Origin of the sequence: Methylobacterium fujisawaense (assembly GCF_039619325.1) — a bacterium.
In the GTDB taxonomy this organism is placed as follows: Bacteria; Pseudomonadota; Alphaproteobacteria; order Rhizobiales; family Beijerinckiaceae; genus Methylobacterium; species Methylobacterium fujisawaense.
Genome location: NZ_CP155006.1, coordinates 45,789 through 68,376, shown reverse-complemented (window position 1 = coordinate 68,376; position 22,588 = coordinate 45,789). Strand labels below are relative to the sequence as shown.

General features: G+C 66.8%; 20 protein-coding genes and 5 pseudogenes. 7 read left to right on the top strand and 18 right to left on the bottom strand.

The window, feature by feature from the left end:
- The 4 genes from ABC766_RS33140 to ABC766_RS33125 form a co-directional block, all read right to left on the bottom strand.
- Positions 1–492, bottom strand: a complete 492-nt coding sequence (locus ABC766_RS33140; RefSeq protein ID WP_345822956.1) for a threonyl-trna synthetase — start codon at positions 490–492, stop codon at positions 1–3.
- A gap of 134 nt (positions 493–626) precedes the next feature.
- Complete coding sequence (locus ABC766_RS33135) at positions 627–3,884, bottom strand: CusA/CzcA family heavy metal efflux RND transporter (RefSeq protein ID WP_345822955.1); 3,258 nt, start codon at positions 3,882–3,884, stop codon at positions 627–629.
- Positions 3,885–3,898: 14 nt separating this feature from the next.
- Positions 3,899–5,185, bottom strand: coding sequence for an efflux RND transporter periplasmic adaptor subunit (locus ABC766_RS33130; protein ID WP_311292066.1), 1,287 nt, complete (start codon positions 5,183–5,185; stop codon positions 3,899–3,901).
- Between the two features lie 709 nt (positions 5,186–5,894).
- Complete coding sequence (locus ABC766_RS33125) at positions 5,895–8,888, bottom strand: Tn3 family transposase (protein WP_043075339.1); 2,994 nt, start codon at positions 8,886–8,888, stop codon at positions 5,895–5,897.
- A gap of 95 nt (positions 8,889–8,983) precedes the next feature.
- On the opposite strand from ABC766_RS33125, the gene ABC766_RS33120 reads away from it, so the two are divergent.
- Together ABC766_RS33120 and ABC766_RS33115 are read left to right on the top strand one after the other, a co-directional pair.
- The gene (locus ABC766_RS33120; protein ID WP_043075338.1) at positions 8,984–9,604 is read left to right on the top strand and encodes a recombinase family protein; all 621 of its coding nucleotides are present in this window, start codon (positions 8,984–8,986) and stop codon (positions 9,602–9,604) included.
- A complete protein-coding gene (locus ABC766_RS33115; protein ID WP_043075337.1) occupies positions 9,601–10,152 on the top strand; it encodes a hypothetical protein in 552 nt (183 codons plus the stop codon). The genes ABC766_RS33120 and ABC766_RS33115 overlap by 4 nt, the downstream gene beginning before the upstream one ends.
- Positions 10,153–10,191: 39 nt before the next feature.
- Here the strand turns inward: ABC766_RS33115 and ABC766_RS33110 are convergent, their stop codons facing one another.
- From ABC766_RS33110 to ABC766_RS33085, 7 genes and pseudogenes are all read right to left on the bottom strand, one after another.
- Positions 10,192–10,725, bottom strand: coding sequence for an MgtC/SapB family protein (locus ABC766_RS33110; protein ID WP_345822954.1), 534 nt, complete (start codon positions 10,723–10,725; stop codon positions 10,192–10,194).
- A gap of 165 nt (positions 10,726–10,890) precedes the next feature.
- Positions 10,891–11,577 carry a transporter gene (locus ABC766_RS33105; RefSeq protein WP_345822953.1) on the bottom strand — a complete coding sequence of 229 codons (687 nt, stop codon included), beginning with the start codon at positions 11,575–11,577 and terminating at the stop codon, positions 10,891–10,893.
- Between the two features lie 70 nt (positions 11,578–11,647).
- The gene (locus ABC766_RS33100; RefSeq protein ID WP_345822952.1) at positions 11,648–12,562 is read right to left on the bottom strand and encodes a cation diffusion facilitator family transporter; all 915 of its coding nucleotides are present in this window, start codon (positions 12,560–12,562) and stop codon (positions 11,648–11,650) included.
- 244 nt (positions 12,563–12,806) lie between these two features.
- Positions 12,807–13,202: pseudogene (locus ABC766_RS33095) on the bottom strand (hypothetical protein); the annotation flags it as partial.
- Positions 13,203–13,299: 97 nt separating this feature from the next.
- Positions 13,300–13,404, bottom strand: a pseudogene (locus ABC766_RS34270) (cation transporter); the annotation flags it as partial.
- Between the two features lie 132 nt (positions 13,405–13,536).
- Positions 13,537–13,773, bottom strand: coding sequence for a DUF2171 domain-containing protein (locus ABC766_RS33090; RefSeq protein ID WP_345822951.1), 237 nt, complete (start codon positions 13,771–13,773; stop codon positions 13,537–13,539).
- Between the two features lie 72 nt (positions 13,774–13,845).
- A complete protein-coding gene (locus tag ABC766_RS33085; protein WP_345822950.1) occupies positions 13,846–14,178 on the bottom strand; it encodes a four-helix bundle copper-binding protein in 333 nt (110 codons plus the stop codon).
- Positions 14,179–15,075: 897 nt separating this feature from the next.
- On the opposite strand from ABC766_RS33085, the pseudogene ABC766_RS33080 reads away from it, so the two are divergent.
- From ABC766_RS33080 to ABC766_RS33065, 4 genes and pseudogenes are all read left to right on the top strand, one after another.
- A pseudogene (locus tag ABC766_RS33080) lies at positions 15,076–15,313 on the top strand (IS110 family transposase); the annotation flags it as partial.
- Between the two features lie 839 nt (positions 15,314–16,152).
- Positions 16,153–16,282 (top strand): annotated as a pseudogene (locus tag ABC766_RS33075) (IS5/IS1182 family transposase); the annotation flags it as partial.
- 15 nt (positions 16,283–16,297) lie between these two features.
- Complete coding sequence (locus tag ABC766_RS33070; RefSeq protein ID WP_345822977.1) at positions 16,298–16,435, top strand: hypothetical protein; 138 nt, start codon at positions 16,298–16,300, stop codon at positions 16,433–16,435.
- A 10-nt stretch (positions 16,436–16,445) separates the two neighbouring features.
- Positions 16,446–17,092: pseudogene (locus tag ABC766_RS33065) on the top strand (DDE-type integrase/transposase/recombinase); the annotation flags it as partial.
- A gap of 282 nt (positions 17,093–17,374) precedes the next feature.
- On the opposite strand, the gene ABC766_RS33060 reads toward ABC766_RS33065, so the two are convergent.
- The 7 genes from ABC766_RS33060 to ABC766_RS33030 all read right to left on the bottom strand — a co-directional run bounded on the left by ABC766_RS33060 (position 17,375) and on the right by ABC766_RS33030 (position 22,135).
- Positions 17,375–17,500, bottom strand: coding sequence for a hypothetical protein (locus ABC766_RS33060; protein WP_345822949.1), 126 nt, complete (start codon positions 17,498–17,500; stop codon positions 17,375–17,377).
- A gap of 42 nt (positions 17,501–17,542) precedes the next feature.
- A complete protein-coding gene (locus ABC766_RS33055; protein ID WP_345822948.1) occupies positions 17,543–17,797 on the bottom strand; it encodes a hypothetical protein in 255 nt (84 codons plus the stop codon).
- Complete coding sequence (locus tag ABC766_RS33050; RefSeq protein WP_427902342.1) at positions 17,794–19,173, bottom strand: ATP-binding protein; 1,380 nt, start codon at positions 19,171–19,173, stop codon at positions 17,794–17,796. The genes ABC766_RS33055 and ABC766_RS33050 overlap by 4 nt, the downstream gene beginning before the upstream one ends.
- 50 nt (positions 19,174–19,223) lie before the next feature.
- On the bottom strand, positions 19,224–19,979 hold the full coding sequence (locus ABC766_RS33045) for a response regulator transcription factor (protein WP_345822946.1): 756 nt from the start codon (positions 19,977–19,979) through the stop codon (positions 19,224–19,226).
- Positions 19,980–19,983: 4 nt separating this feature from the next.
- Complete coding sequence (locus ABC766_RS33040; protein ID WP_345822945.1) at positions 19,984–20,667, bottom strand: transporter; 684 nt, start codon at positions 20,665–20,667, stop codon at positions 19,984–19,986.
- 3 nt (positions 20,668–20,670) lie between these two features.
- Positions 20,671–21,630, bottom strand: coding sequence for a cation diffusion facilitator family transporter (locus tag ABC766_RS33035; protein ID WP_345822943.1), 960 nt, complete (start codon positions 21,628–21,630; stop codon positions 20,671–20,673).
- Between the two features lie 82 nt (positions 21,631–21,712).
- A complete protein-coding gene (locus tag ABC766_RS33030; protein WP_345822976.1) occupies positions 21,713–22,135 on the bottom strand; it encodes a helix-turn-helix domain-containing protein in 423 nt (140 codons plus the stop codon).
- 64 nt (positions 22,136–22,199) lie between these two features.
- On the opposite strand from ABC766_RS33030, the gene ABC766_RS33025 reads away from it, so the two are divergent.
- Positions 22,200–22,496, top strand: coding sequence for a heavy metal-associated domain-containing protein (locus ABC766_RS33025; RefSeq protein ID WP_345822942.1), 297 nt, complete (start codon positions 22,200–22,202; stop codon positions 22,494–22,496).
- Positions 22,497–22,588: the final 92 nt, after the last annotated feature.

Below are 22,588 nucleotides of genomic sequence, written 5' to 3'. Positions count from 1 at the left end.
CTATGGATCCAACAATGCAGAGGTATGCACGCTGGCGGGATGACCTGTGGCGATCTCGTGTGCGGCAGAGCAGGTCTCGTAACGATCGCCCGTCGCGATCATGATGAGCCGCTTCCTGGCACCTGCGGCGGCGCGGATTGCCAGGAGCGTGCGGCTTGTGGGCCATAGAACGGTATCGGGTCTCGGATCCTTCAGGGGTTCGCCGTGTCGTCGAACTCCTTCGCGGTAGATTGGCGCGTACTTCGCGGCGAGTTCCGCCTCCGGGAATGGCTGGCTGACCCAGATGACCTGCTGCAGACCCTCGTCCCGGCAAACCTCGAGCACGACCTGCTGCGTGTCCGGCCCGGATGCCGGTGCCTGACCGTCAAAGTAGAACAGGGCCGTGACGTTGCCCTCGCGATCCGCCATCGAAGGTCGCGGCACACTCGTCACGGGTCCCCAGGACAGCCCGAACGGGGCTTTGTCCGCGTCCGCTGCGACCGCATTGTTCATGCAGGCGAGTCCCATCACGAGCGTAGCGCTGAGCACTCTGGGCCAACCTGCGCCTCTTTTCGGAGGGCTGTGGGTGAGGACATAAACCGGGACGTACTTCGATGGTGGGTGCTGCCAAGGCATTGCGGTTCACCCTACTCCGCGGCTGGCCGTAGGGGCGGGTACGCGCGAGCCCTGGCCTTCTCTCGCGCCGCCGCATCCGGAATCTCCTTTCCGCCGAACCGCGCGTAGAGCGCCGGCAGGACGATGAGCGTCAGCAGCGTGGCGCTGATCAGGCCGCCAATCACCACCGTGGCCAGGGGGCGCTGCACCTCGGCGCCCGTCTCGGTCGCGAGCGCCATCGGCACGAAGCCAAGAGAAGCGACCAGCGCCGTCATGGCCACCGGACGTAGACGGGTCATTGCGCCCTCCAAGATCGCTTCCCGCTTCGGGCGGCCTTCCTGGATCAACTGCTTGATGAAGGTCAGCATGACGAGGCCGTTGAGCACCGCCACGCCCGAGAGCGCGATGAAGCCGACCGCCGCCGGTACCGAGAACGGCATGCCGCGCAGCCACAGGGCCGCGATGCCGCCGGTCAGCGCCAGCGGCACGGCACTGAACACCAGGAGCGCGTCGCGCGGGCTGCCGAGCGCCGAGTACAGCAGCAGGAAGATCAGGAAGAAGCACACCGGCACCACCACCATCAGGCGTTGGCGGGCCGAGGCGAGGTTCTCGAACTGCCCGCCCCAGGCAACATAGTAGCCGGACGGGAGTTGGACCTGGCTCGCCACCTTCGCCTGGGCCTCCGCCACGAGCGAGCCGATATCGCGCCCGCGGACGTTGGCGGTGACCACGACGCGCCGCTTGCCGTTCTCGCGCGAGATCTGGTTCGGCCCTTCTGTCACCGTGAAGCTCGCCACCTGCTTCAGAAGGACCGAAGCGGCTCGTCCATTCGGGCCGGGCGGCAGGGCGACCGGCAGGGTCTCCAGGGCCTCGCGATCCTCGCGCACCTTGTCGGTCAGGCGCACCACGATGGGGAAACGCCGGTCGCCCTCGAACACGACGCCGGCGTCCTTGCCGCCGATGGCCGCCCCGATGACCTCCTGGATGGCCCCGGTGCTGAGCCCCAGGCGGGCTGCCTCGCCCTTGTTGATCTTGATCTCCAGGAACGGCAGGCCCTGTGTCTGCTCGACCTTCACGTCCTCTGCACCATTGGTACCCCTCAGGATCGCGGCGACCTGGTTGGCGACCTTCAGCATCGGCTCGAACTCCTCGCCGAACACCTTTACGGCGAGGTCCCCGCGCGTCCCGGCGAGCAACTCATTGAAGCGCAGCTGGATCGGCTGGGAGAACTCGAAGACGTTGCCGGCGAGCTTGCCCACCGCCTTCTCGATCTGCTCCTGCAGCTCCGCCTTGGACAGCTCCGGGTCCGGCCACTCCTCCTGAGGCTTGAGGATCACGAAGGTGTCGGAGGAGTTCTGCGGCATCGGGTCCGAGGCGACCTCGGCCGTGCCGGTCTTGGAGAAGACGTAGGCCACCTGCGGGAACTTCGAGACCGCCTGCTCCACCTTGAGCTGCATCGCCTGCGACTGGGTCAGGGACGTCGAAGGGATGCGCAGCGCGTTCATCGCGATGCTCTTCTCGTCGAGCGTCGGGATGAACTCCGCGCCGAGCCTGGTGAACAGCACGCCCGCGCCGGCGAGCAGGAGAAGCGCAGCCGCGATGAACACGAATGGTGACTTCACCGCGCCAGCCAGCACGGGCCGGTAGGCCGCCTTCAGGCTGCGGATGATGAGGTTATCCTTCTCCTGGACGCGTCCGGTGATGACGATGGCGATCATCGCCGGCACGAAGGTGAGGGAGAGCACAAAGGCCGAGACGAGCGCGATGATGACGGTCAGCGCCATCGGCTCGAACATCTTGCCCTCGACCCCCGTGAAGGTCAGGAGCGGGACGTAGACCAGGATGATGATCGCCTGCCCAAACAGCGACGGCTTGATCATCTCCTCGGCCGAGGCCCTGACTGTCGCGAGCCGCTCCTCCAGTTCGAGTTTGCGACCGAGTTCGTGCTGCTTTTCCGCGAGGTGTCGCAGCGAATTCTCGGCGATGATGACCGCGCCGTCGACGATAAGGCCGAAGTCGAGAGCGCCGAGGCTCATCAGGTTGGCTGAGATCTTCGCCTCGACCATGCCGGTCATGGTCATCAGCATGGCGACCGGGATGACCAGCGCCGTAATCACGGCCGCGCGGATGTTGCCGAGCAGCAGGAACAGGATGACGATGACGAGGGTCGCGCCCTCGGCAAGGTTCCGGGCCACGGTCTTGACCGTGGCCTCGACAAGCAGCGTGCGGTTGAGGACGGTCTGCACCTCGACGCCGGGCGGCAACGACTTGCGGATCTCGTTCATCTTGGCGTCGACGGCGGCGGCAACCGTGCGGCTGTTCTCGCCGATGAGCATCAGGGCGGTGCCGACGACGACCTCCCGGCCGTTCTCGCTGCCCGAGCCCGTGCGCAGGTCGCGCCCGATGCGGACCTGGGCGATGTCGCGGATGCGCACCGGCACGCCGCCGCGGGTGGTGACGACGACGTTCTCGATCTCGTCCATGCTCTCCAGGCGGCCGGCGGCGCGCACGACGTAGCCTTCGCCGTTGTCTTCCAGGTAGCGGGCGCCCTGGTTGGCGTTGTTGGCCTGGAGCGCGCGCGCAACGTCGCCGAAGGAGAGATCGAGCGCAGTCAACTTCATCGGGTCCGGCTGGACGTGGTACTGCTTCTCATAACCGCCGATGCCGTCGACCCCGGCCACGCCCGGCACCGTCTTGATCTGCAGACGGATGATCCAGTCCTGCACCGTGCGCAGGTACGCGGACCGCTCCAGTTCGGTCGTGAGCCGCTGCCCCTCCGGCGTCAGGTAGCTGCCGTCGGATTGCCAGCCGGGCTTGCCGTCCGCAACGGGCGCACCCTCGCCCGGCTTCTTGTAATTCACGGTCCACATGTAGACCTCGCCCAGGCCCGTGGAGACCGGCCCCATCTGCGGCTCGGCTCCGGGTGGCAGATCGCTCTTCACCTGGTTGAGGCGCTCAGCGACCTGCTGGCGGGCAAAGTAGATGTCGAGTTTTTCCGCGAAGACGGCCGTGACTTGCGAGAAGCCGTTGCGCGACATCGAGCGCGTGTACTCAAGCCCCTTGATGCCGGCGAGCGCCGTCTCGACCGGGTAGGTGACCTGCTTCTCGATATCGACCGGCGAGTAGGACGGTGCGACCGTGTTGATTTGGACCTGATTGTTGGTGATGTCCGGCACCGCGTCGATGGGCAGCTTGGTCAGTGAGAAGACGCCAAAGCCCGCGGCCAGCAGTGACAGGAGCACCACGAGCCAGCGCTGGTGGACAGAGAAGTCGAGGATGCGACTGATCATGATCGGAGTTCCGTTCAGTCGTGGTGCTCGGCTTCGCCCTTGCCGAGCTCAGCCTTGAGGAGGAACGTGTTGCCGACGGCGATCTCATCGCCCGGTGCCAAGCCGGAGACGATTTCGACGGATGCATCATCTGCCTTGCCGGTCTTGACATCACGGCGCTCGAAGCCCTCGGGCGTGCGCACAAAGGCGACCTTCTCGCCGCCTATGGTCTGCAGTGCATCCCGCGGCACCAGAACCTTCACTGCATCCTGCCCGACCTGGATCTCCGTCGTGACGAAGGTGCCCGGCCGCCAGCTGAAATCCTGGTTCGGCAGAGCGGCGATCACGCGGGCCGAGCGCGTCTCGGCGTTCAGGAGTGGGCTGACGAAGATGATCTTGCCCTTCGCCCGCTGGCCCGCATCCTCGTCCCGGGCGGCAATCAGAACCTCCGCTCCCTCTTTGACCTTGGCGAGATCCGTCGTGGGTACGGCGAGCTCGACCCAGACGGTCGAGAGGTCGGCAACCATGTAGAGGTCGGCCGGGTCGCCCTCCTTGCCGACGGCCGTACCGACATCGACCTTGCGCTCGACTACGCGCCCGGTCAGCGGCGAGCGCAACTCGTACCGGCGCAGGCTCGACTGGTTCGGCGTGGTCTCGTCCTTCTTGGCCGCCGTCACCACCTCGTCCGCATTGAGGCCAAGGGCCGAGAGCTTCTGCCGGGCTAGGTTCAGGCGCAGTTGCGTCTCGGAATAGGTCGCACGCGCCTGAAGGAAGGTGGCCTCCGACGAGATCCGCTTGTCCCAGAGCGCCTGCTGGCGGTCGTAGTTGGTCTTCTGCAACTCGGTGTTAACTGAGGCGGTCAGGTACTCGCTCTTGGCCTCCGCCACCTCGCGGCTGTCGAGGACGGCGACGACCTCGCCCTTCTTCACGGGATCGCCGAGGCGCTTGAGCATCTCGGCCACGGTGCCGACAACCCGGGCCGGCACGCGCGCTATCCGGTCGGTATCCGGCGTGATCGTGCCGGGGGCCACCAAGTGCCGGGAGAGTGTGCCGCCCTGAACTGGTGCGGTCGTGATCTCCTGCTCAGCGGCCTGCTCCGCCAGCATCTTGATCAGGCCCTCGGCGGCATGCTCCGCCGGGTTCTCGCTTGCGGGTTTGTTCGCTTCGGCCTTCGGTGGCTCCGCCTGGCTTTCCGGCGCAGCCTCCGTCTTCATCAGGCCCGTCGCCGCCAAAGCGCCCTGGATGACCTGAGACACGCGCGGCACGGCGCCGCCGATCGCGACACCGACCGCAAGAACAACCAGAATGAGAAAGGCACGCATGACGCTGACCTCGACTGGGCCTTTGGCCGCCGGCTGCGCAAAAGAGCGCGGCCGATCGACACCAAGTCCCACATGACCCAACACTCAACACCGGGAGAAGGCGCGAGCGGCGACGACCCACCTCAGCGGCGGTACAGGGTCAGGCCTGGGGCGGTCTGCGAAGGGGTGAGGCAGAGCGCGAGGTGAGTGGCTCGACCGTGACGGGATAGGTAATCCTGTCAGCCATCCGGGCCGGTTCGAACGTGACCGACTCCGCCCGCATCACCTGATGACAACCGCAGTGGACGTGGAGCAAGGTGCCCCAATCTGCCGGCTCGCCTGAATCCACTTCGCCTGGAGCAGAAGGTGACGAGAGAGCTGGCAGGACATCGCTCTGGGTGTGGTTCGCGAACGCGGAAGACGTCGGGGCCACGACGGAGAATGCGAGCGCGAGGGCGACCAGGCATGCAGCTGCAGCGCGCGAAATACGCGCCAATCCGCTCGTCCACCGATGTTGCACATCGTCCACCACAGTCCTCATCTACGATCAACCGCAATCAAGCACAAGGTGTGGCTCTTCGGGCAGACTAAAGCCCTCTCTTCGAGCGAGGCTGCCTCAAGTCTCTCGGTCGGGGTGTCCCGGAGCTGCGGACACGGGCCGTTCTGGTGAAGCGGCCAGCGGTCGCTCTGTCGTGTGGGGGGGCCGACATAGGACGGGCACAAAACCACGCTAAGCGGACAGAGCAAGAACATCGGACCTGTCAGTGTGCTTGCGGTTGAGGGGTCTGAAGCCATCGAGCCCGATCGCCGCTTCTCCGGTCCAGATGTAATCGCCGGTGAGGTTGATGTGCTGCCAGCCGAGCGGTGCCAGGTGAGCGAGCAAATCGTCCGGAACGGGCTCGCCCTGGCGGCGCAACTGACGGATGGCGCGGTCCATGTAGACCGTGTTCCAGAGGATGATCGCGGCCACAACCAGGTTCAGGCCGCTGGCGCGATGTTGACGGCTCTCCGCGTCGCGATCCCGTATGCGCCCGAGGCGATGGAAGCAGACCGCCCGAGCGAGCGCGTTGCGGGACTCGCCCTTGTTCAGTTCCGCGCTCGCCTGTCGGCGCAGGCCGGGATCCTCCAGCCAGTCGAGGGTGAACAGGGTGCGCTCGATCCGCCCCAGCTCCCGCAGCGCCAGGGCCAGCCCGTTTTGGCGCGGATAGGATCCGAGGCGCCGCAACATCAGCGAGGCGGGCACGCTGCCCACGCGCACGGAGGTCGCCAAGCGCAGGAGGTCGTCCCAATGGCGCGTGATCAACGCTTCGTCGATCCGGCCGGCCAGGAACGGTTCGAGCGTCGGCCATCGCCCGGCCGGGGCAAAGGCATGGAGCCTGCGATCGGAGAGGTTCGGGATGCGCGGCGCGAAGCGGAAGCCGAGCAGATGGCAGAGCCCGAACACATGGTCCGAGACGCCACCGCCATCGGTGTGGTGGATCGCGATGTCGACGCCGCCGCCATGGTAGAGAAGGCCATCGATGACGTGGGCGGCTTCGCCCTCGGTCGCCGAGATGACCTTCGTGTGGAACGGGGCATAGCGGCCGGAGATGAATGTGTAGAACGAGACGGCGGGGTGAGATCCCTTGTGCGGATTGATCGTCCCGGCGCCCTCGGCGTGCCCACCGAGCGGGAAGTGCTGCCCGTCGGAACTCGACACGACCGCAGCCCCGAACGCGGCGGCCAGGGGATGAGCGTGTTGAGCGGCGACGACCGCGGCCAGCGCCCGGCCATAGTTGTCCTCGTTCAGATGCCATCCGGCCGTCCAGGCGAGCTGGCGGTAGCTGGCCACCGCGCAGGCGTCGGCCATGCGGGTGAGACCGAGATTGGTGGCGTCGGCCAGCACCGCCGTCAGGACGATGCGCCGATCGGACGTCGGCAAGCCCGTCCGGAGATGGGTGAAGTGGTCGCAAAGACCGGTCCAGCCGTCGACTTCGGCGACGAGATCCGTGATCCGGATCCGCGGCATCAGGGCCTGGATGCGGGCGGCCAGATCTTCGGCGGCCTCGGGGGTGATCGCCTGTGGCGCGGTGATCCGCAAGGCGGTCGCGGAGATGCGGACGTCGGCGAGGAGGTTGCGGTCGGCACGCCGTTCCACTTGGTCCAGGCGCTCTCCGAGGAGCGTCTTGCGCATTTGCAGATAGACGGACGGATCGTCCGGAACGGCGAGCGGCAGCGGTCCTGCCTGCCGCATCGTGGTGAACAGTGCCTGCGGGATCATCTGGTCTTCGATGGCACGGTACTGCCGGCTGCCGGCGACCCAGACATCCCCGGCGCGCAGCCTGTCGCGCAACTCTGCGAAGAGGCAGAGTTCGTAAGCGGCGGCATCGAGGTGACCGCCGCGCAGGACCGCGCTCCGCCAGCCATGCCGAACGAACCCGGTCGGTAGGTCGCCTGGGAGCGTGCGGCGCGTCCCGCGATAGAAGACGCGCATGCGCTCGACCGCCCGCAGGAGGCCATCCGTGCTGGCGATCCCATGGAACGCGAAGCTGTCGAGGAACAGGGGGCCGATCCGGCGCACGAGCCCGTGACTGGCGGCGGCAAGGGCGGCATGGTCGGCTCCGTCCGGACGGGACAGGCGATCCGCTTCGGCGACCGCACGCATGAAGCCGTCCCAGGAGATGACGCTCTCGATCGCCGCGAAGGCGTCGCCTCGTGCGTCGCGCACCGCGATCAACGCATGCCCGACGCGGGCGAGGAGCCGGATCTTGTCGTTGACGGCCCGCGCGTTGGCCTGCAACTCGGAGGCGGCGCGTCGCTCGGCCCGCCGGAACAGCCCTCCCACGAGCCGGTCGAACAGGCCGACGGCTTCGTCGGTAAGGCGGGTCATGGCGTCCAGCGCGGTGACGGCGAGGACGGCGTGCCGCCGGAGGGGCGACAGGCTCTTCAGGTGTTGTGCGGACAGGCGCATTCCTTCGCGGGCCAGGGCTTGGCGGCGATCGGTTTGGATCGCCTCGACGAGCGTAGCGTCGAGCCCGAGGGATCGAAGCCGCCCGAGCTGGCCGAGAAGGCGCACCAACGCGCGATGTCCTGCCGCTCCCGGTGGCTGACGCGCCCAGGCGAGCGGGCTCAGCACAGCCTCGGCGGGAACGTCCAGAAGGGCGTCCAATGCGGCACGCCGGCGATTGTCGAGCCGGGCATCGATCTGACGGTCCACATACCGGTCCGCCTGAGACAAGGCGTCGGCGGTCAGACGCTCGATCACCGTGGGACCCGGTGCGGCGATGGCCCGGCGGCGAAGCTCCTCCATGAGAAGCCGGGCGAGCGTTGTGCCACTCGTCGTGGCCAGGGCCTGGGGCAGCAGCCATCGGGCCATCGCGATGCGATCGGGCCGGGCAAAGGTCCTGAACCCGAACGCGGTGTAGAGGGCCTGGAGTTGGTCGTAGCGGGTCTGGGACCGGATGGCGTAGTCGACCAGAGCGTCCGAGGGCAGATCGAGCTGGTCGGCGATGAACGTCAGAACCTCCCGCGGCACGACTTCACCGCGATGGAGCAGACGCCCCGGATAGCGCAGTGCGCAGAGCTGGACGGCAAAGCCGAGGCGATTGTGAGCCCGCCGCCGCCGGGCGATGACCGCGAGGTCGGCTGGAGACAGGGTATAGTAACGGACGAGGTCGGCTTCGTCCGTCGCCAGGGCGAGCAACGCGTCGAGTTGGGTTCGGGTCACGGCTCGGCGGCGTGGCATGGCGGCTCTGTCCCAATTGGAGTAATGGCTATTTGCGATGCCGGCAGGCCAAGCTGGAACAAGGACTTGGCGGGCGCAGGGCCGGGAGGGTTCAATTGGGACAGAGCGCGGCGATCTATTGCCGGGTCTCGACCGCGGACCAATCCTGCGAGCGTCAGGAGCGCGATCTGCGTGCCTTCGCCGAGCGCGCCGGCTACGCGGTGGTCGGCGTGTTCAGGGAAACCGGCTCGGGGGTGAAGCTCGACCGTATCGAGCGCCGCAAGGTCATGGCGCTGGCGCAAGCCCGCCGGATCGACGTGGTGCTGGTGACGGAGCTGTCGCGCTGGGGCCGCTCGACCCTCGACCTTCTCGAAACCCTGCGTGAACTCGAAGCCCGGCGCGTCTCTGTCGTGGCGATGAGCGGCATGACCTTCGACCTGGCGAGCGCGACCGGCCGCATGATGGCCACGGTGCTGGCCGGGATCGCCGAGTTCGAGCGCGAACTCCTGCGCGAGCGTGTCCGCTCGGGCCTGGCGGCGGCCCGGGCACGGGGCCGGGTGCTCGGGCGGCAGACCGGCCAGAGGCCGAAATCCGACCGTCTCGCCCCGAAGGTTTTGGCCCTGATCGAGGCCGGGCGGAGCTACCGGCTGATCGGCCGCGAACTCGGGCTCAGCAAGAACACAGTGGCGGAGATCGTCAAACGCCATCGCAAACCGGTGGCCGGAGTCCGCCCGTGAGCCGGCCGCCGCGCAAGCCCCCGGCCAACGCCTACCGCAAGGTCGACTTCCGCGAGGAGGCTCGGGCGATCGTCTTCAAGGATCGGTACGATCGGAAATACGGCCGGGCCGTCGATACCGCCGGCACGATCGCCCGAGCCCTGGAGCGCGCCTACAAGCAAGGCTTCGCCGATGCCCAGGACCCGCACCGATCGGCCTCGCCGGTGACCGAGCCGACGGCTGGCCCGCTCGAATGGGGGTTCATTCCGCCGCGTCCTAGGAACGCATTCTGGTCCTGCTGCCTGTTCATCCTTGGCCGTCAGGGCAATCGCCTGCGCCTCGGGCATCTCGAACCCGCTCTGACCGAACGGGGAACCCAGGGCTGGCGGCTCGTCGTCGAGGGTTACGAACCCGAGCTCAAGGATGTGATCAGCGCCAGTTCGATCCGACCGTTGGTCAAATTGGGCCTGCTGGAGAGCGCCCCGAGCAGTCCCGAGAGGTTGACCATCAGCGCCCGGGGCCGCGCCACATGGGAGCTGTACCTTCTCTCAGGTGAACTGGGCCCCTGAGCATCGCTCCAACCCAAACTTCGTTCCTCGTTTGTCTCCTTAGCGTGGTTTTGTGCCCGTCCTATGTCGGCACCCCGTGTGGCGGCTCGGCTCCTCAGGATCAGCTTCGGAAGCTCTGCCATCCGGCTCGCCCTCGCTGCTGCGCGCGGCCTGCTTCAGCGGCACAAGGTAGCGCAGGGTCAGGTAGGTGACGAGGCTCAGGATGGCGGCAATGTCGTAGAGGCCGTAGCCGACTGCCGCCCCGAGCGCGCCCGTCGCCCAGAGACTCGCCGCGGTCGCGGTGCCGGATGCGCGTCCGGCGTGCTTCAGGATCGCACCGCCGCCGATGAAGCCCACGCCCGTGATCAGCCCCTCCAGGATACGGGCTTGTCCCATCGAGTCCGCACCGAGGACGCGGATCGCGATCAGCACGAAGCCGCAGGCGGCCACGGCCACGAGCGGAAAGGTCCGGATGCCGGCCGAGCGCGCCTCCTGCTCGCGGTCCCAACCGATCGGTGCCGCGAGCCCGTAGGCGACCGCGAGGTCGATGAGATGGGACGCCACCTCCCAGACGCTGAGGGCTGTAAGCTTCATCGGCGTGAGGTCTCTTTTGGAGCGGAGTGCGGGGTGCTCTGCGTGACCGAACCTGATCCCTATGTCGGTTCGGCGGAACGTGCGCGAGGGGCAATTCTCACGGCGCACCACCGGCCATGGTCGCCGGTTGCGCAAGGACGACCGCCGCTACGCATGCGGATCGCCTCAGGCCGCGATTTCCTCGATAACCAGCATCCCTAAGAACCCCACGAAGAACATCGCCGTGGTCCAGGGCTGTTCCGGCGCCGTATGCGCCTCCACGAGCAGCTCTTCCGTGACGAGGTAGAGAAGCGCCACGAGCGCGAAAGCGAAGAAGCCGGCGAGATAGGGACCGGGTAGCGCGCCGACCGGCGTGCCCAGGAGCGCGCCCAGAGGCAACAGGAGCGCGAGGCCGGCGACGATGCCGATGACTCGGACCGCGGAGCCGCTCGTCTGCTTCAGCTCGGACGCGACCGCGAGCCCGAGAAACAGCACTTCGAGCGTGAGCGCCCCCGTGAGCAGCAGACCCTGCTTGGCCCCCGCGGCAAAGCCGATGCCGAGCACGAGCCCGTCGATCAGGATGTCGATACCCACCGTCACGATCAGGCCCGACGATCCCTTCGCCCGCTCCCCCAAGCGCTTGATCAGGAGCATCAGGGCGACGCCGAGGGCCCCGCCCACAATCACGGCGATCGGGGATTGCTGATGCTTGAGGTCGGGCAGGATCTCGCCCGCGACCGCCGCGAACAGAACCCCGGCCGCAAGGTGCTGGACGGCGCTGGTGACAGAGGGACCGGGCTGTCGCACGGCCGCAACCGCAGAGCCCAGCACTGCGGCAAGCGCCGGGATGAGCGTGTAGATCCAAGCTGACATCGGGCCCTGTATTCCTGGATTGTCCGTGGGAAACACGATCGGCACACGTCGCTGACCGACTCAGATCCGATCAGACATGCAGCGTCTTTTCCTCGGCCCGGAGCGCTGGATCCTCGACCTGGATCGTGACGTGATCGACCTTGAACTCCTCCGCCAGCATTTGCCGCGCTTGGCGCAGCACCTGAGCGGCTTCGCTCATCTCAGATACCACCAGGTGCCCACTCATCGCGTCGAGGCCCGAGGTGATAGTCCAGACATGCAGGTCATGAACCGCCGCCACGCCCGGGATCTCGGCCAGGCGACGCTCCAAGAGCGCGACGTCGACCTGCGGCGGCGTCCCTTCGAGCAGGATGTGCGTCACCTGACTCAGCAGGCTCCAGGTGCGCGGCACGATGAAGAGGCCGATGCCCGCTCCCACGATCGGGTCGGCAAGCCGCCAGCCCGTGAACATCACGATCAGCGCGGCCACGATCACGCCGAGCGAGCCGAGCATGTCGGAGAGCACCTCGAAATAGGCGCCCTTGACGTTTAGGCTCTCCGACGAGCCGCCGGACAGGAGGCGCATGCTGATCAGGTTGACGATCAGGCCGACAGCCGCCACCGCCAGCATCGGGCCGCCGATGATCTCGGGTGGATCGACGAAGCGGCGGTAGGCTTCGTAGAGGATGTAGACGGTCAAACCTAAGAGCACGACGGCATTGGCCAGCGCCGAGAGCACCTCCGCGCGCAGGTAGCCGTAGGTTCTCTGCGGTGTTGCGGGGCGCTCCCCGAAGCGGATGGCGAGGAGCGCCAGCGCGAGCCCGCCCGCGTCGGTCAACATGTGAGCGGCATCGGCCAGGAGCGCGAGGCTTCCGGTGATCAAGCCGCCGGCCACCTCTGCAGCCATGTAGGTCAGGGTCAGTCCGAGCGCCCAGACGAGACGTCCGCGATGCCGCCCAGCGGCCGAGCCGCCGAGGGCCGCTCCGTGATCATGACCTGCACCCATTCCAACTTCCCTTTCCTGGTCGAACGATACATCCCCACAAACCGGCTGCGCGACGAACCGTACCGCCGCTCCTGCACGCGGTATGGCGATCCGACCGCGATGCGGCAGGCCGGATCCTGCCGCCGCGCCGGAGCGGCGCGAAGGCCGATCATCCTGGGCCGCCTCGCGCTCATCGCGACCGGGTGAGCGTAGCCTGTCGGTCCGTGCGGACGTTCACCCTCACGCAAGGCCTGAACAAGCGCATTCACGCCGTCGCAGGCTCGATGCCTTCGCGCGTGTACGCAGCACTGCCGCCCGCCGACGGGCGGCCGGAGCGAAAGAAGCCGAGCAGGCGCAGGGCATTGGCTGTGACGATGGCAGTCGCTCCCGTATCAGCCAGGATGGCGATCCACAGCCCCGTGAGACCGAGCACGCTCGTGATTAGGAACACCGCCTTCAGGCCGAGCGCGATGACGATGTTCTGGCGCATGTTGGCCACGGCAGCGCGCGCCAGGCGAATCATCTCCATGACGTCGTAGATGTTGCTTCTGAGAAGCGCGCCGTCTGCCTTCTCCAGCGCGACATCGGTGCCCGACCCCATCGCCACACCGACGCTTGCGGCTACCAGCGCCGCAGCGTCGTTGATGCCGTCGCCCCCCATCGAGTCTAGAAGACGGTGCACGTCTGCGGGTGAGCGTGTAGCTGAGCCCGGCCACACGCGTCTCGATCTCGTCGGGAGAGGACTTGGTCTGATCGACGGTCACCGAAAGGGTCTCGGTCATCGTCGAGGCCCGAACCTCGGTGACACCAGGCAGCTTGCCGAGTGCGGTCTGGATCTTGGCCACGTAACTGGCACAATCCATCCCTTCGACCTTCCAGGCAAGGGCCAACCCGTTCTCGTGCGCAGTGTCCGTGGTTTGCTCCAGCATGAGATCCTCCCGACCCGCAGCAGCCTAGAACCTCTAGCCGCTAGAGCATCAAGTGGCTGGTTGATCTTAGCCCGGGCTCTTCCATTGCGCCGTCACCTCTTCGTTCGATTTGCTGAGATGCACGTGCGCGTCAACGTGGTCGACCCAGGTGAGCGGGATGAGGTGATGCTCACCCTGGGCTGCCGGATCGTTCCTGGTCAGCTTGATCTGGTCGGCCCCCTGCATGTGATCGACAGTTCCAACATGTTGGCCATCGGAGGCTTTGACCTCCATGTGCTCCTTGATCTGGCTTGCATCGACCATGATGACTTCTCCTTGACTGAGAGTGGTTGGAAACAGACTAAGGCGAGGGGTTAGAGGATCGCCGTGCCTGCGTCAGGCGGCCATCTTCCGGCAGCTTTCGGCGCAGCGGCGGCAGGCCTCCACGCATTGCTGCATGTCGCCGACCTGCTCGCAGCTCCGGGCGCAGTCCTCGCAGACGTCGGCGCACTCGGCGCAGGTGTGCTTGTGGTGCGACGTGCCCAGCAGCATGAAGTGCGCGGAGGTCCGGCAGATCTCGGCGCAAGCCAGCATCAGGCGAAAGTGCTCGGGCTCGACGTGCTTGCCGCCGGCCGGCAGGCAGTGGTTCGAGGCCATGCCGAGGCAGGTCTGGTAGCAGCGCAGGCATTCGTCGATGCAGGCGTGCATGTCCGGGCTCATCTGATGCATGGCGATCCTCCTTATCAAGGCATTGTACCGGAAAGCGGCTCACTGCCAGAGGCAGCCGCGATGGCCCAAGGCGCTGACCGGTCAATATCCGGCAGGGGAACGGCCTGTTCGCAGAATGGTTGCTTTGGACTCTTACGGAATTCAGGAACCTACACTGAGCTCCTGCCACGAAGCTGCTGGCCGGCCGCCGGAACACCCATTGACTTGCTTCGACCCACTGCTCAGACGCGGCGACCGTTCCGGCTTGCGGAACCATGCCGGTGCAGACGGATTACTGATCCACATCCCGAAAGCTGCGTAGGAGATCCCGATGACGCCTTGGTTCGTGGCTCCTGCAATCGCTGCGCTTGCGCTCGGCACTGCCGTACCAGCTGGCTCAACACCCATCGGCAATGCAGTGACGGCCCCGTCAACCCTGCTCTCGCGCGTTGAACACGACCACTCCGACGGCGATTATAGCAAGCGGGGTGCGCGCTCCGATGACCGCCGCGGCGAGAGCGATCGGGAGGACCGTCAGACCGTAGATCGGGCGGATAGGAACGAGGAGCGCCAAGGCGGCGGCGAGCGCTGGCACGGCGGCAAGGGCGCGAGCTTCTGGCTGCGCAGCGGTGATCTTCGGGTTGGGGTTCGTTGCGCTCCGAGTGAGTCCATGCGCGCCTGCGTCGATGCGGCTTTGTTGCTCCTCGACAAGGCCAAATCGGCTCAAACACCGGGATCAACGTCCTCCGCCAACACGTCGGCCCCCCAAACCAGGTAGTCACAGGCCGTACGAACCGGTTCGGGAGTCCTTGGGATCGCTGCCAGGACCAGACCTATGTCATCAGCTCGGATCGCGCCCTCAACGGTTGTGTGGCGGGCGAGGTTTTCGGCGCTGCCTAAGCTCGACTCGTATGAGGCATTTCCGCAACCGGCAACCCGCTTATGCGCAAGTCGATGATGGAACTGGCTTGGCTGTGGCCGTGCTATCGGCCGGGTAGCGGGGCCCGCGCGCTGGTTTGTCGAACGGGTTGGAACCGGGCACGGGCGCATCCGCAAGATCACGGCGGTTGCCCTGGCGCGCAAGCTGCTGGTCGCTCTGTGGCGCTATCTCACCACCGGGTTAATCCCAGAGGGTGCACGCCTGAAGGTTGTGTGAGAAACAAGCTTCGCCCGCCGGTCGGTCGACGGCGCGGCGGGCGGGGTCGACGTGTGACGGGAGTTCGACGGGGTTTGCTGCCGTCGCCAAAGACGGGTCCCACCTCCCGGAGCCGGTTTACCTCGCATGAGGCATCTTGGTGATGAACACTCCTGTTCCACCGGATACGAGTGGATCCGCGAGCCCAGCGCTCGCGCGACAAACCCCGCTCCCCGCTCGTTCAAAATATCTGTCACCGCTCCTCTTGCGGAAACGCGTCATACAGTAGAGCTGGGGCAGTGCTCAATTTTGTGGGAAGAGTGTGAGGAACACAGGCTGAGCCGTGATTTGACCAGATGAATTTTCACATACCCTTATATAAATTGTTCTTATATAAAAATTCGCAAATATTTACAAGTTTGTACCTTGGAAACTGTCCGAATGTTTTCATATTGCAGACCCCCCAAACGCATATTTTCTTGGATCGTTTGTCTATTATAACTAAACCATCTTTTTCGACTCTTAGGTTGCTCATGCCGATCAATCGTTTTGCCAGCGCATAAACATCTTCCGGTGTGCTTATATAACATATATTATCTTCGAAACGTATTTGAAATTTACTGCGTCCGCGATTTAGTTCTCCGACGAGTTTTCTATGAATTGATTGAGATACAACATTGTCGTCTGTCAGAATATCGAAATTTACTATCATGACACCCATGGAAAACCTTTAAGTTGTTCACCATAAATCTGCACTCCGACCGAATGTGACCTTCCACTCAGCCAAGCCGTTTTCTCATTCGTGGAGTACAGCCACGAATAGCGTGTTAACCGGGGGCTTGTCGCAAACCCGGCTATGCTACGACAGCGACGCCATTCGGCGGCAGATCGAGGCAGCCGGGGCCGCGCCCAACATCCCGCCCAAGATCGACCGCTGCTGGAAGCCGTGCTTCTCGCCCGTGCACAATCCGCGGGCGCAACGCCATCGAAGTAGTCCTTACGCAAATGACAAAAGCGTCCCCGTTCGCCGTCGGGACCAACCGGGATGACGTAGCGGATCTCGACTTCCGCATCGGCGACGATGACCCGACCGACGAGCAGCTCCACCAGTTGGCGCCGCTGGGCGAAGTCGGCGCCGGCTAATCCCGTTGCGATGCTCGCCATCCATCCCCGAGCCCGCACCACCCCAGCCGTGCGCGCTGAGATCGCCCGCTCATCCGAGGGGACCGGCGTGCTGGCCAATCGCTACGGTGTGTCCTCCGAGACCAACGCAAATGGTGCAAACGCGGCCCCGATGCGTGTCAGGACCGCTCGGCGCGACCCCATAAGCTGCCCTGGCGCGCCAGTGATGAGGAGCGCGCCATCGTGCGCGCGCTCCGCCGCTCCACCGGCTTTCCCCTCGACGCGCTGACCTTCGTCGTCAGCCACTTCTTGCCACACCTGAACCGGGACGCTGTCTACCGTATCCTCAAAGCCGAGGGCCTCAACCGGCTGCCGCCGGCCGAGAAGGCCCGCAAGCCACACGGCAGCTTCAAGGACTACGAGGTCGGCTTCATCCACGTCGACGTGAAGCACCTGCCCAAGCTGCAGGATCGCGACCGTGTCTCGCGCAAACGCTACCTGTACGTCGCCATTGACCGCGCCTCCCGCTACGTGCATCTCGCCGTCAAAGACGACGAGACCACCGCCTCGGCGGTGGCCTTCCTCACGGACGCACTCGGGGCCTTTCCGTTCCGGCTTACCCACGTGCTCACCGACCGCGGCTCCTGCTTCACGGCCGATGCGTTTGAGGCCGCCTGCGAGATGAGAAGGCACATTGCCAGCTCGGCCGGGCTGGCGCTCCTCCTGGCCCCGGCATCCGCCTCGGCCCAATACTACGGAGAGAGGCCGGGCTACGATCGACATCACGGACACGTGGATGTCTACCGGCATGGCGATCACGAGGATGTCGTCGTCAGGCGGCATCACTACCATGACGACTTCGACCGCCCGGCGCGGTTCGAGGAGCGCCACCACCATCATCACGACGTCGACGATTGAGGTCGGGTTGCCCGCCCCGGTACCAAGACCGGGGCGGGCGGATCACGGCGCGACGAGGGGTGAGGTCGCGCCGTGAAGGTTGGCCTGCGCAGGTGCGAGCGTATCGGCCGCGAGCGCGTAGCCGATGCCGGCCGCTAGCAGCGCAAAGACGACGAGCAGAGGCAGCATCCGCATATCTCGGCGCCTCCCGGTGCCACCTGCGCAGCAGCATCATTTCTTGTCGGGGCCATGCCCGTGGGCGTGACCGTCGCCATCGGAATGCATCGGCTTCCCGTCGGGACGCCGCTCCTGCGCCTCACGGACCCGCGGGTCGTCGCGATGCGACGGTCCACCGGAGACGGTGCCGGTGTTCGGCACCGCCCGCTCGGGGTTCGACGCGTTGCCGTGCCCGTCGTCGGCCACGGCCGGGACCGCGGCCCCAGTCAGCATCCCCGCGACGAGTACGGCTGCCAGAATGGGCTTCATCGGTCTGTCTCCATGTCTCGAGCGGCGGCCACAGCGTTGGATGCTGAGATAGCCGAGCCGTTTGTCTCCAATGCGCCGCGTTCGTGACGAAGTGTGTCGAGCGCGGCGGCCGGCCTCGGCAGGCGGATCTCGGCGCGCAGACCGCCCTCAGGTCGGTTGCTCAAGTCGAGCGAGCCGCCGTCGGCCTCGATGGTCCGTTTGGCGATAGTCAGGCCGAGGCCGGTCCCACCGGTATGGCGGTTGCGGGACCCTTCCAGCCGGCTGAACGGCGCGAAGGCGCGATCCACGTCCTCGGACGCGATGCCCGGGCCGTCGTCGTCGACTCGGACGAACAGCGCAGCCTCCTCAACCTCAAGGTGCATGCGCACGCGCGAGCCGTAGCGGACACCGTTGTCGACGAGGTTCTCCAGGGCACGCCGGAATGCCACCGGTCGCACGCCGGCGAGCGCCCGTCCCGGGCCTTGGTACCCAACGTCCCGGCCTGTGTCCGCCGAAGTGTCGGCAACGCTCACCAGGACGCTGGCGACGTTCGTAACTCGACGCGGTTCGGGGTCGGCATCACCACGCAGGTACGCCAGCGTCGAGTCGACCATTGCCTGCATATCGTCGAGGTCGGCGGCCATCGCCTTCCGCTCGGTCAGCTCGGCGACGCTGTCCAGACGCAGCCGCAGGCGCGAGATAGGAGTGCGCAGGTCGTGCGACACCGCCGCAAGGGCTTGGGTCCGCTCCGAGACTAGGGCGTGGATGCGTCCCTGCATCGCGTTGAGGGATCGCGCGATATCGCGGGTCTCGTCGGGTCCAGCCTCGGGGATCGGCACCGTCGGACCACGACCGATCTCGCCTGTGAGGCGGGCGAGGTCGCGCAGCGGCCCCGCGATCCGGTGCATGAGGGCGACGGCCGCCGCGCCGACGAGGATGGCCATAGCAGTCGAGAGATACGCCCACGCGCCGGTCCGGGCGAGGCTCGGCGCGTGGGCGGAGCGGAAGGTCAGGAAGCTGCCGTCCGGCAACCGGAACCGGCCGCCGAGGTCGCGCTGGTGGAGCGGATCGTCGCCTCCTTCCATCCCGAGCGCGAGATCCGGCCCGAGGCTCGGCTCCACGGCAACCAAGCGGTCCCGGAAGCTCGCCAGGGCCGGGTCGGCCGCGAAGCTCGGGCGCGGCGGTGCGGAGGCAGACCACCCGATTTCGAAGTGCGGCGACGACAAGGCCTTCGTCTCGGCGTCGCGCTCGGGCGGAGGACGCCGCATCACGGCCTCCCGTGCTAGGGAGAGTTGGCTGGTGACTTGGCTGGCGAACGCCTCGTCGGCGGCCGCCGCCGTGGACTGGCGGTACAGCAGCAACGCCCCGCCATGGACGGCGAGCACGGCGAGCAGCATGACGGCGACCGTGCGCGCTTCGAGGCTGCGCGCGAGCAACCCGAGCCGTCTCACGCCCGTTCGACCTTCGCGGCCAGCATGTAGCCGGAGCCGCGCACCGTCTTGATCAGCGGCGGCAGACCCTCAGGTGGTTCGAGCTTGCGCCTGAGGCGGCTGACCAAGGTGTCGACGCTGCGGTCGGAGGGCGAGCCGAGACGACCGCGCGACAGTTCTAGGATCCGCTCGCGTTCGAGCACACGGCCGGGATGCTCCAGGAACACCAAGAGCAGGTCGTACTCCGCACCCGAGAGGTCCACGCCAGCCTCCTCCGGGTCGAGCAGCGCGCGGCTGCGCAGGTCGAGGCGCCAACCGGCGAAGACCAAGGCTTCGGCCCGTTGCGCTGCGGGCGCGGAGTGCGCCAGGCAGGCGCGCCGCAGCACCGCGCGGACCCGGGCGAGCAGTTCGGGGCGGCCGAACGGCTTGGCGATGTAGTCGTCGGCCCCGAGTTCCAGGCCGAGAACACGGTCGGCCTCCTCGGCACGCGCGCTCACCATGATCACAGGCACCGAGCTCCTGGCCCGCAGGGCCCGAAGCAGGTCGAGCCCCGAGGCGCCCGGCAGCATGACGTCGAGCAGGACGAGGTCCACGCCGCCCTCTGGCAGGAGGCGCCACATCTCGGCGCCGCTCCGGCAGCCGGTCACCCGGTAGCCGCTCTCGCGCAGGGCGCGGCTGACGAGCACGCGCATGCCGTCGTCGTCCTCCACGAGGAGGACGTGGCCCGCGTCGGGGCACGCCAGGACGTCCGCGGGTGAGGACGTCGCGGACATCCGGTCAGCCGATCATCTCGTCTAGCAGCAGCAGCAGGAACCCCGCGAAGAACATCGCGGTGACCCAGGGCCGGTCCTCGGTCTCGTGCGCCTCGACGAGCAGTTCCTCCGTCACGAGGTAGAGCAGCGCAATCAGCCCGAACGCGAGGAACCCGCCCTGGACGGACGGTGGGAGGGAGCCGACCGGGCCGCCGAGGAGCGCCCCCAGCGGCAGCAGCAGGACGAGTCCAGCCGTCAGGCCCACGACCTTCCGCTTCGAGGCGCCACCCTCGCCGAGTTCGTTCGCGACGGTGAGGCCGAGGAACAAGACCTCGATGGTCAAAGCGACAGTGAGCAGGATGCCGGCCTTGGCGCCCGCCGCGAAGGCGATGCCGAGGACGAGGCCGTCCACGAGGATGTCGATGCCGGTGACGGACATCAGGCCGACCGGGCCCTTCACCCGCCGCTCCAGCGTACGGACGCCGAGCATCGCCGCGACGCCGAGCGCCCCGCCGACCAGGGTCGCCCAGACCGACCCGGCATGCTTGAGGTCGGGCAGGATCTCGCCCGCCGCCGCGGCGAAGACGACGCCGGCGGCGAAATGCTGGATGGCACTCACGAGGACGGGACCCGGGCGCAATTTCACCGCCACGGCGGCGCCGACGATGGCCGCCGCCGCGGGGATCAGTGTGTAGATCCAGGCTTGCATGCCTCAGACCACGTTGTCGGAGGCGAGCGTGCAGGCGGTGGCCCTATCGGTCTCGACCTGTAGAGTGGTGTGGCCGATCCCGAAGCGCTTCCGCATCCCATGGGCGGCCTCCATCAGGAACGCATCACCGGGATATCCTCCGGCCATGACGAGGTGTGCGGTGAGGCAGACTTCGGTGGTGCTCATCGGCCAGATATGAAGGTCGTGCAGGACCGTGACGCCCGGAAGGCCTTCGAGGTGGCGGCGCACCGCCGCCGGGTCGATGCCCGGGGGAACCGCAGCCAGCGACATCGCAAGGCTGTCGCGCAGGAGGCCCCAGGTGCTCCAGACGATGACCGCGACGATGCCGAGGCTCACGACCGGGTCGAGCCACTGCCAGCCGGTGTAGAGGATCACCAGGCCGGCGAGCACCACGCCCGCGGAGACGGCGGCGTCCGCGGCCATGTGCAGGAATGCCCCGCGGATGTTGATGTCGCCCTTGGCCCCGGAGGCGAACAGCCAGGCGGTGATGCCGTTCACGAGGATGCCGACGGCGGCCACGACCATCACGGTCTTGCCCGCCACCGGGGCCGGCTCGCCGAAGCGCTGGATGGCCTCCCATCCGATGGCCCCCACCGCGACGAGGAGGAACACGGCATTGAACAGGGATGCCAGGATCGAGGAGCCCTTCATCCCGTAGGTGTACCGGGAGGTCGGGGCCCGCTTGGCCAGCACGGTCGCAACCCAGGCCACCACAAGGCCGAGCACGTCCGAGAGGTTGTGGCCCGCATCCGCCAGGAGCGCCACGGAGTTGCCCAGAACGCCGAAGATCGCCTCGACGAGCACGAACCCGACGTTCAGGGTGATACCGATGGCGAACGCCTTCCCGAAGTTCGCCGGGGCGTGGCTGTGCCCAGGTCCGTGTCCGTGCCCGGCGTGGTCGTGGGAATGGTCGTGACCGGCGTGGTCGTGGTGTTCCGTCATCTCGGCTTCCGGTTCGGCGCAGCAATCGCGGATCCGTAACTCCTCTAGTTGCTGAAGGAGCAAGCACGCGTTCGGAGTTCGGTCAATGCCGTTCGCTCAGGCACTCGCCATGGTCGGCCAACACCTCGATGATGCGGCACTCCCGGACGTGGCCGCCCGAGCACTGCTCGACCATCGCCTGCACCTCCTGCCTGAGGCCTGTCAGCCTCGCGATCCTGTCGTCGATGTCGGCCAGGTGCTTGCGCGCGATGGCGCCCGCCTCCCCGCAGGGGCGCTCGGGATGCCCGGCGAGATCCAGCAGGGTGCGGATGTCCTCGATCTCGAAGCCGAGCTCGCGGGCGTGCCGGATGAACCGGAGCTTTTGGACGTCGGCGTCGCCGTAGGTGCGGCGGTTGCCTTCCGTCCGCTTCGGCGTCGGCAGCAGCCCCCGCTCCTCGTAGAACCGGATCGTGGGGACCTTCACCGCCGCGCGCCGCGACAACTCCCCGATGGCGATGGGCTTCATCTCGCTTGCTCCTCTAGTCGCTAGAGAAAGTAGGGTGCCTTCGAGAATGTGGAAGGTGCCCGCCATGAGCGACGCTGCGACACTGGACCGAACCGAGAGCCCCCCGACGCGCCTGCGCGTGTCGGGGATGGATTGCGCCTCGTGCGCCGCCAAGGTCGAGAACGCCGTGCGGCGTCTGCCGGACATCCAGGAGATCCGGGTCTCCGTGGCGACCGAGACCCTGACGGTGCGGCACGGTGCCGGCACCGACGCCCGGGCTATCGCCGAAACAGTTCGCAATCTGGGTGCCGGTTCGGCGCGAGGAAGCGCGTGGGACCCTGACCGTCGAGCCGTGCCGGTAGCCTCTCCGGGCCGAGCTTGAGAATGTCAGAAGCTCGACTTAGTCCCACACCCGTCTCCCATTCCTCCCCCGCAGCTGTGATCTCGCGCAACCAAGCCGATTATCGACACGCG

Bases quoted from the DNA above. Each gene is read 5' to 3' on its own strand.
- ABC766_RS33030 (WP_345822976.1), bottom strand. From the start codon at position 22,135: ATGAAGCCCATCGCCATCGGGGAGTTGTCGCGGCGCGCGGCGGTGAAG.
- ABC766_RS33100 (WP_345822952.1), bottom strand. From the start codon at position 12,562: ATGGGTGCAGGTCATGATCACGGAGCGGCCCTCGGCGGCTCGGCCGCT.
- ABC766_RS33025 (WP_345822942.1), top strand. From the start codon at position 22,200: ATGAGCGACGCTGCGACACTGGACCGAACCGAGAGCCCCCCGACGCGC.
- ABC766_RS33135 (WP_345822955.1), bottom strand. From the start codon at position 3,884: ATGATCAGTCGCATCCTCGACTTCTCTGTCCACCAGCGCTGGCTCGTG.
- ABC766_RS33110 (WP_345822954.1), bottom strand. From the start codon at position 10,725: ATGAAGCTTACAGCCCTCAGCGTCTGGGAGGTGGCGTCCCATCTCATC.
- ABC766_RS33035 (WP_345822943.1), bottom strand. From the start codon at position 21,630: ATGACGGAACACCACGACCACGCCGGTCACGACCATTCCCACGACCAC.
- ABC766_RS33060 (WP_345822949.1), bottom strand. From the start codon at position 17,500: ATGCTGCCTCTGCTCGTCGTCTTTGCGCTGCTAGCGGCCGGCATCGGC.
- ABC766_RS33045 (WP_345822946.1), bottom strand. From the start codon at position 19,979: ATGTCCGCGACGTCCTCACCCGCGGACGTCCTGGCGTGCCCCGACGCG.
- ABC766_RS33140 (WP_345822956.1), bottom strand. From the start codon at position 492: ATGAACAATGCGGTCGCAGCGGACGCGGACAAAGCCCCGTTCGGGCTG.
- ABC766_RS33050 (WP_427902342.1), bottom strand. From the start codon at position 19,173: ATGCTGCTCGCCGTGCTCGCCGTCCATGGCGGGGCGTTGCTGCTGTAC.
- ABC766_RS33040 (WP_345822945.1), bottom strand. From the start codon at position 20,667: ATGCAAGCCTGGATCTACACACTGATCCCCGCGGCGGCGGCCATCGTC.
- ABC766_RS33130 (WP_311292066.1), bottom strand. From the start codon at position 5,185: ATGCGTGCCTTTCTCATTCTGGTTGTTCTTGCGGTCGGTGTCGCGATC.
- ABC766_RS33085 (WP_345822950.1), bottom strand. From the start codon at position 14,178: ATGCATCAGATGAGCCCGGACATGCACGCCTGCATCGACGAATGCCTG.
- ABC766_RS33125 (WP_043075339.1), bottom strand. From the start codon at position 8,888: ATGCCACGCCGCCGAGCCGTGACCCGAACCCAACTCGACGCGTTGCTC.
- ABC766_RS33105 (WP_345822953.1), bottom strand. From the start codon at position 11,577: ATGTCAGCTTGGATCTACACGCTCATCCCGGCGCTTGCCGCAGTGCTG.
- ABC766_RS33055 (WP_345822948.1), bottom strand. From the start codon at position 17,797: ATGAAGCCCATTCTGGCAGCCGTACTCGTCGCGGGGATGCTGACTGGG.
- ABC766_RS33070 (WP_345822977.1), top strand. From the start codon at position 16,298: ATGACAAAAGCGTCCCCGTTCGCCGTCGGGACCAACCGGGATGACGTA.
- ABC766_RS33090 (WP_345822951.1), bottom strand. From the start codon at position 13,773: ATGGTCGATGCAAGCCAGATCAAGGAGCACATGGAGGTCAAAGCCTCC.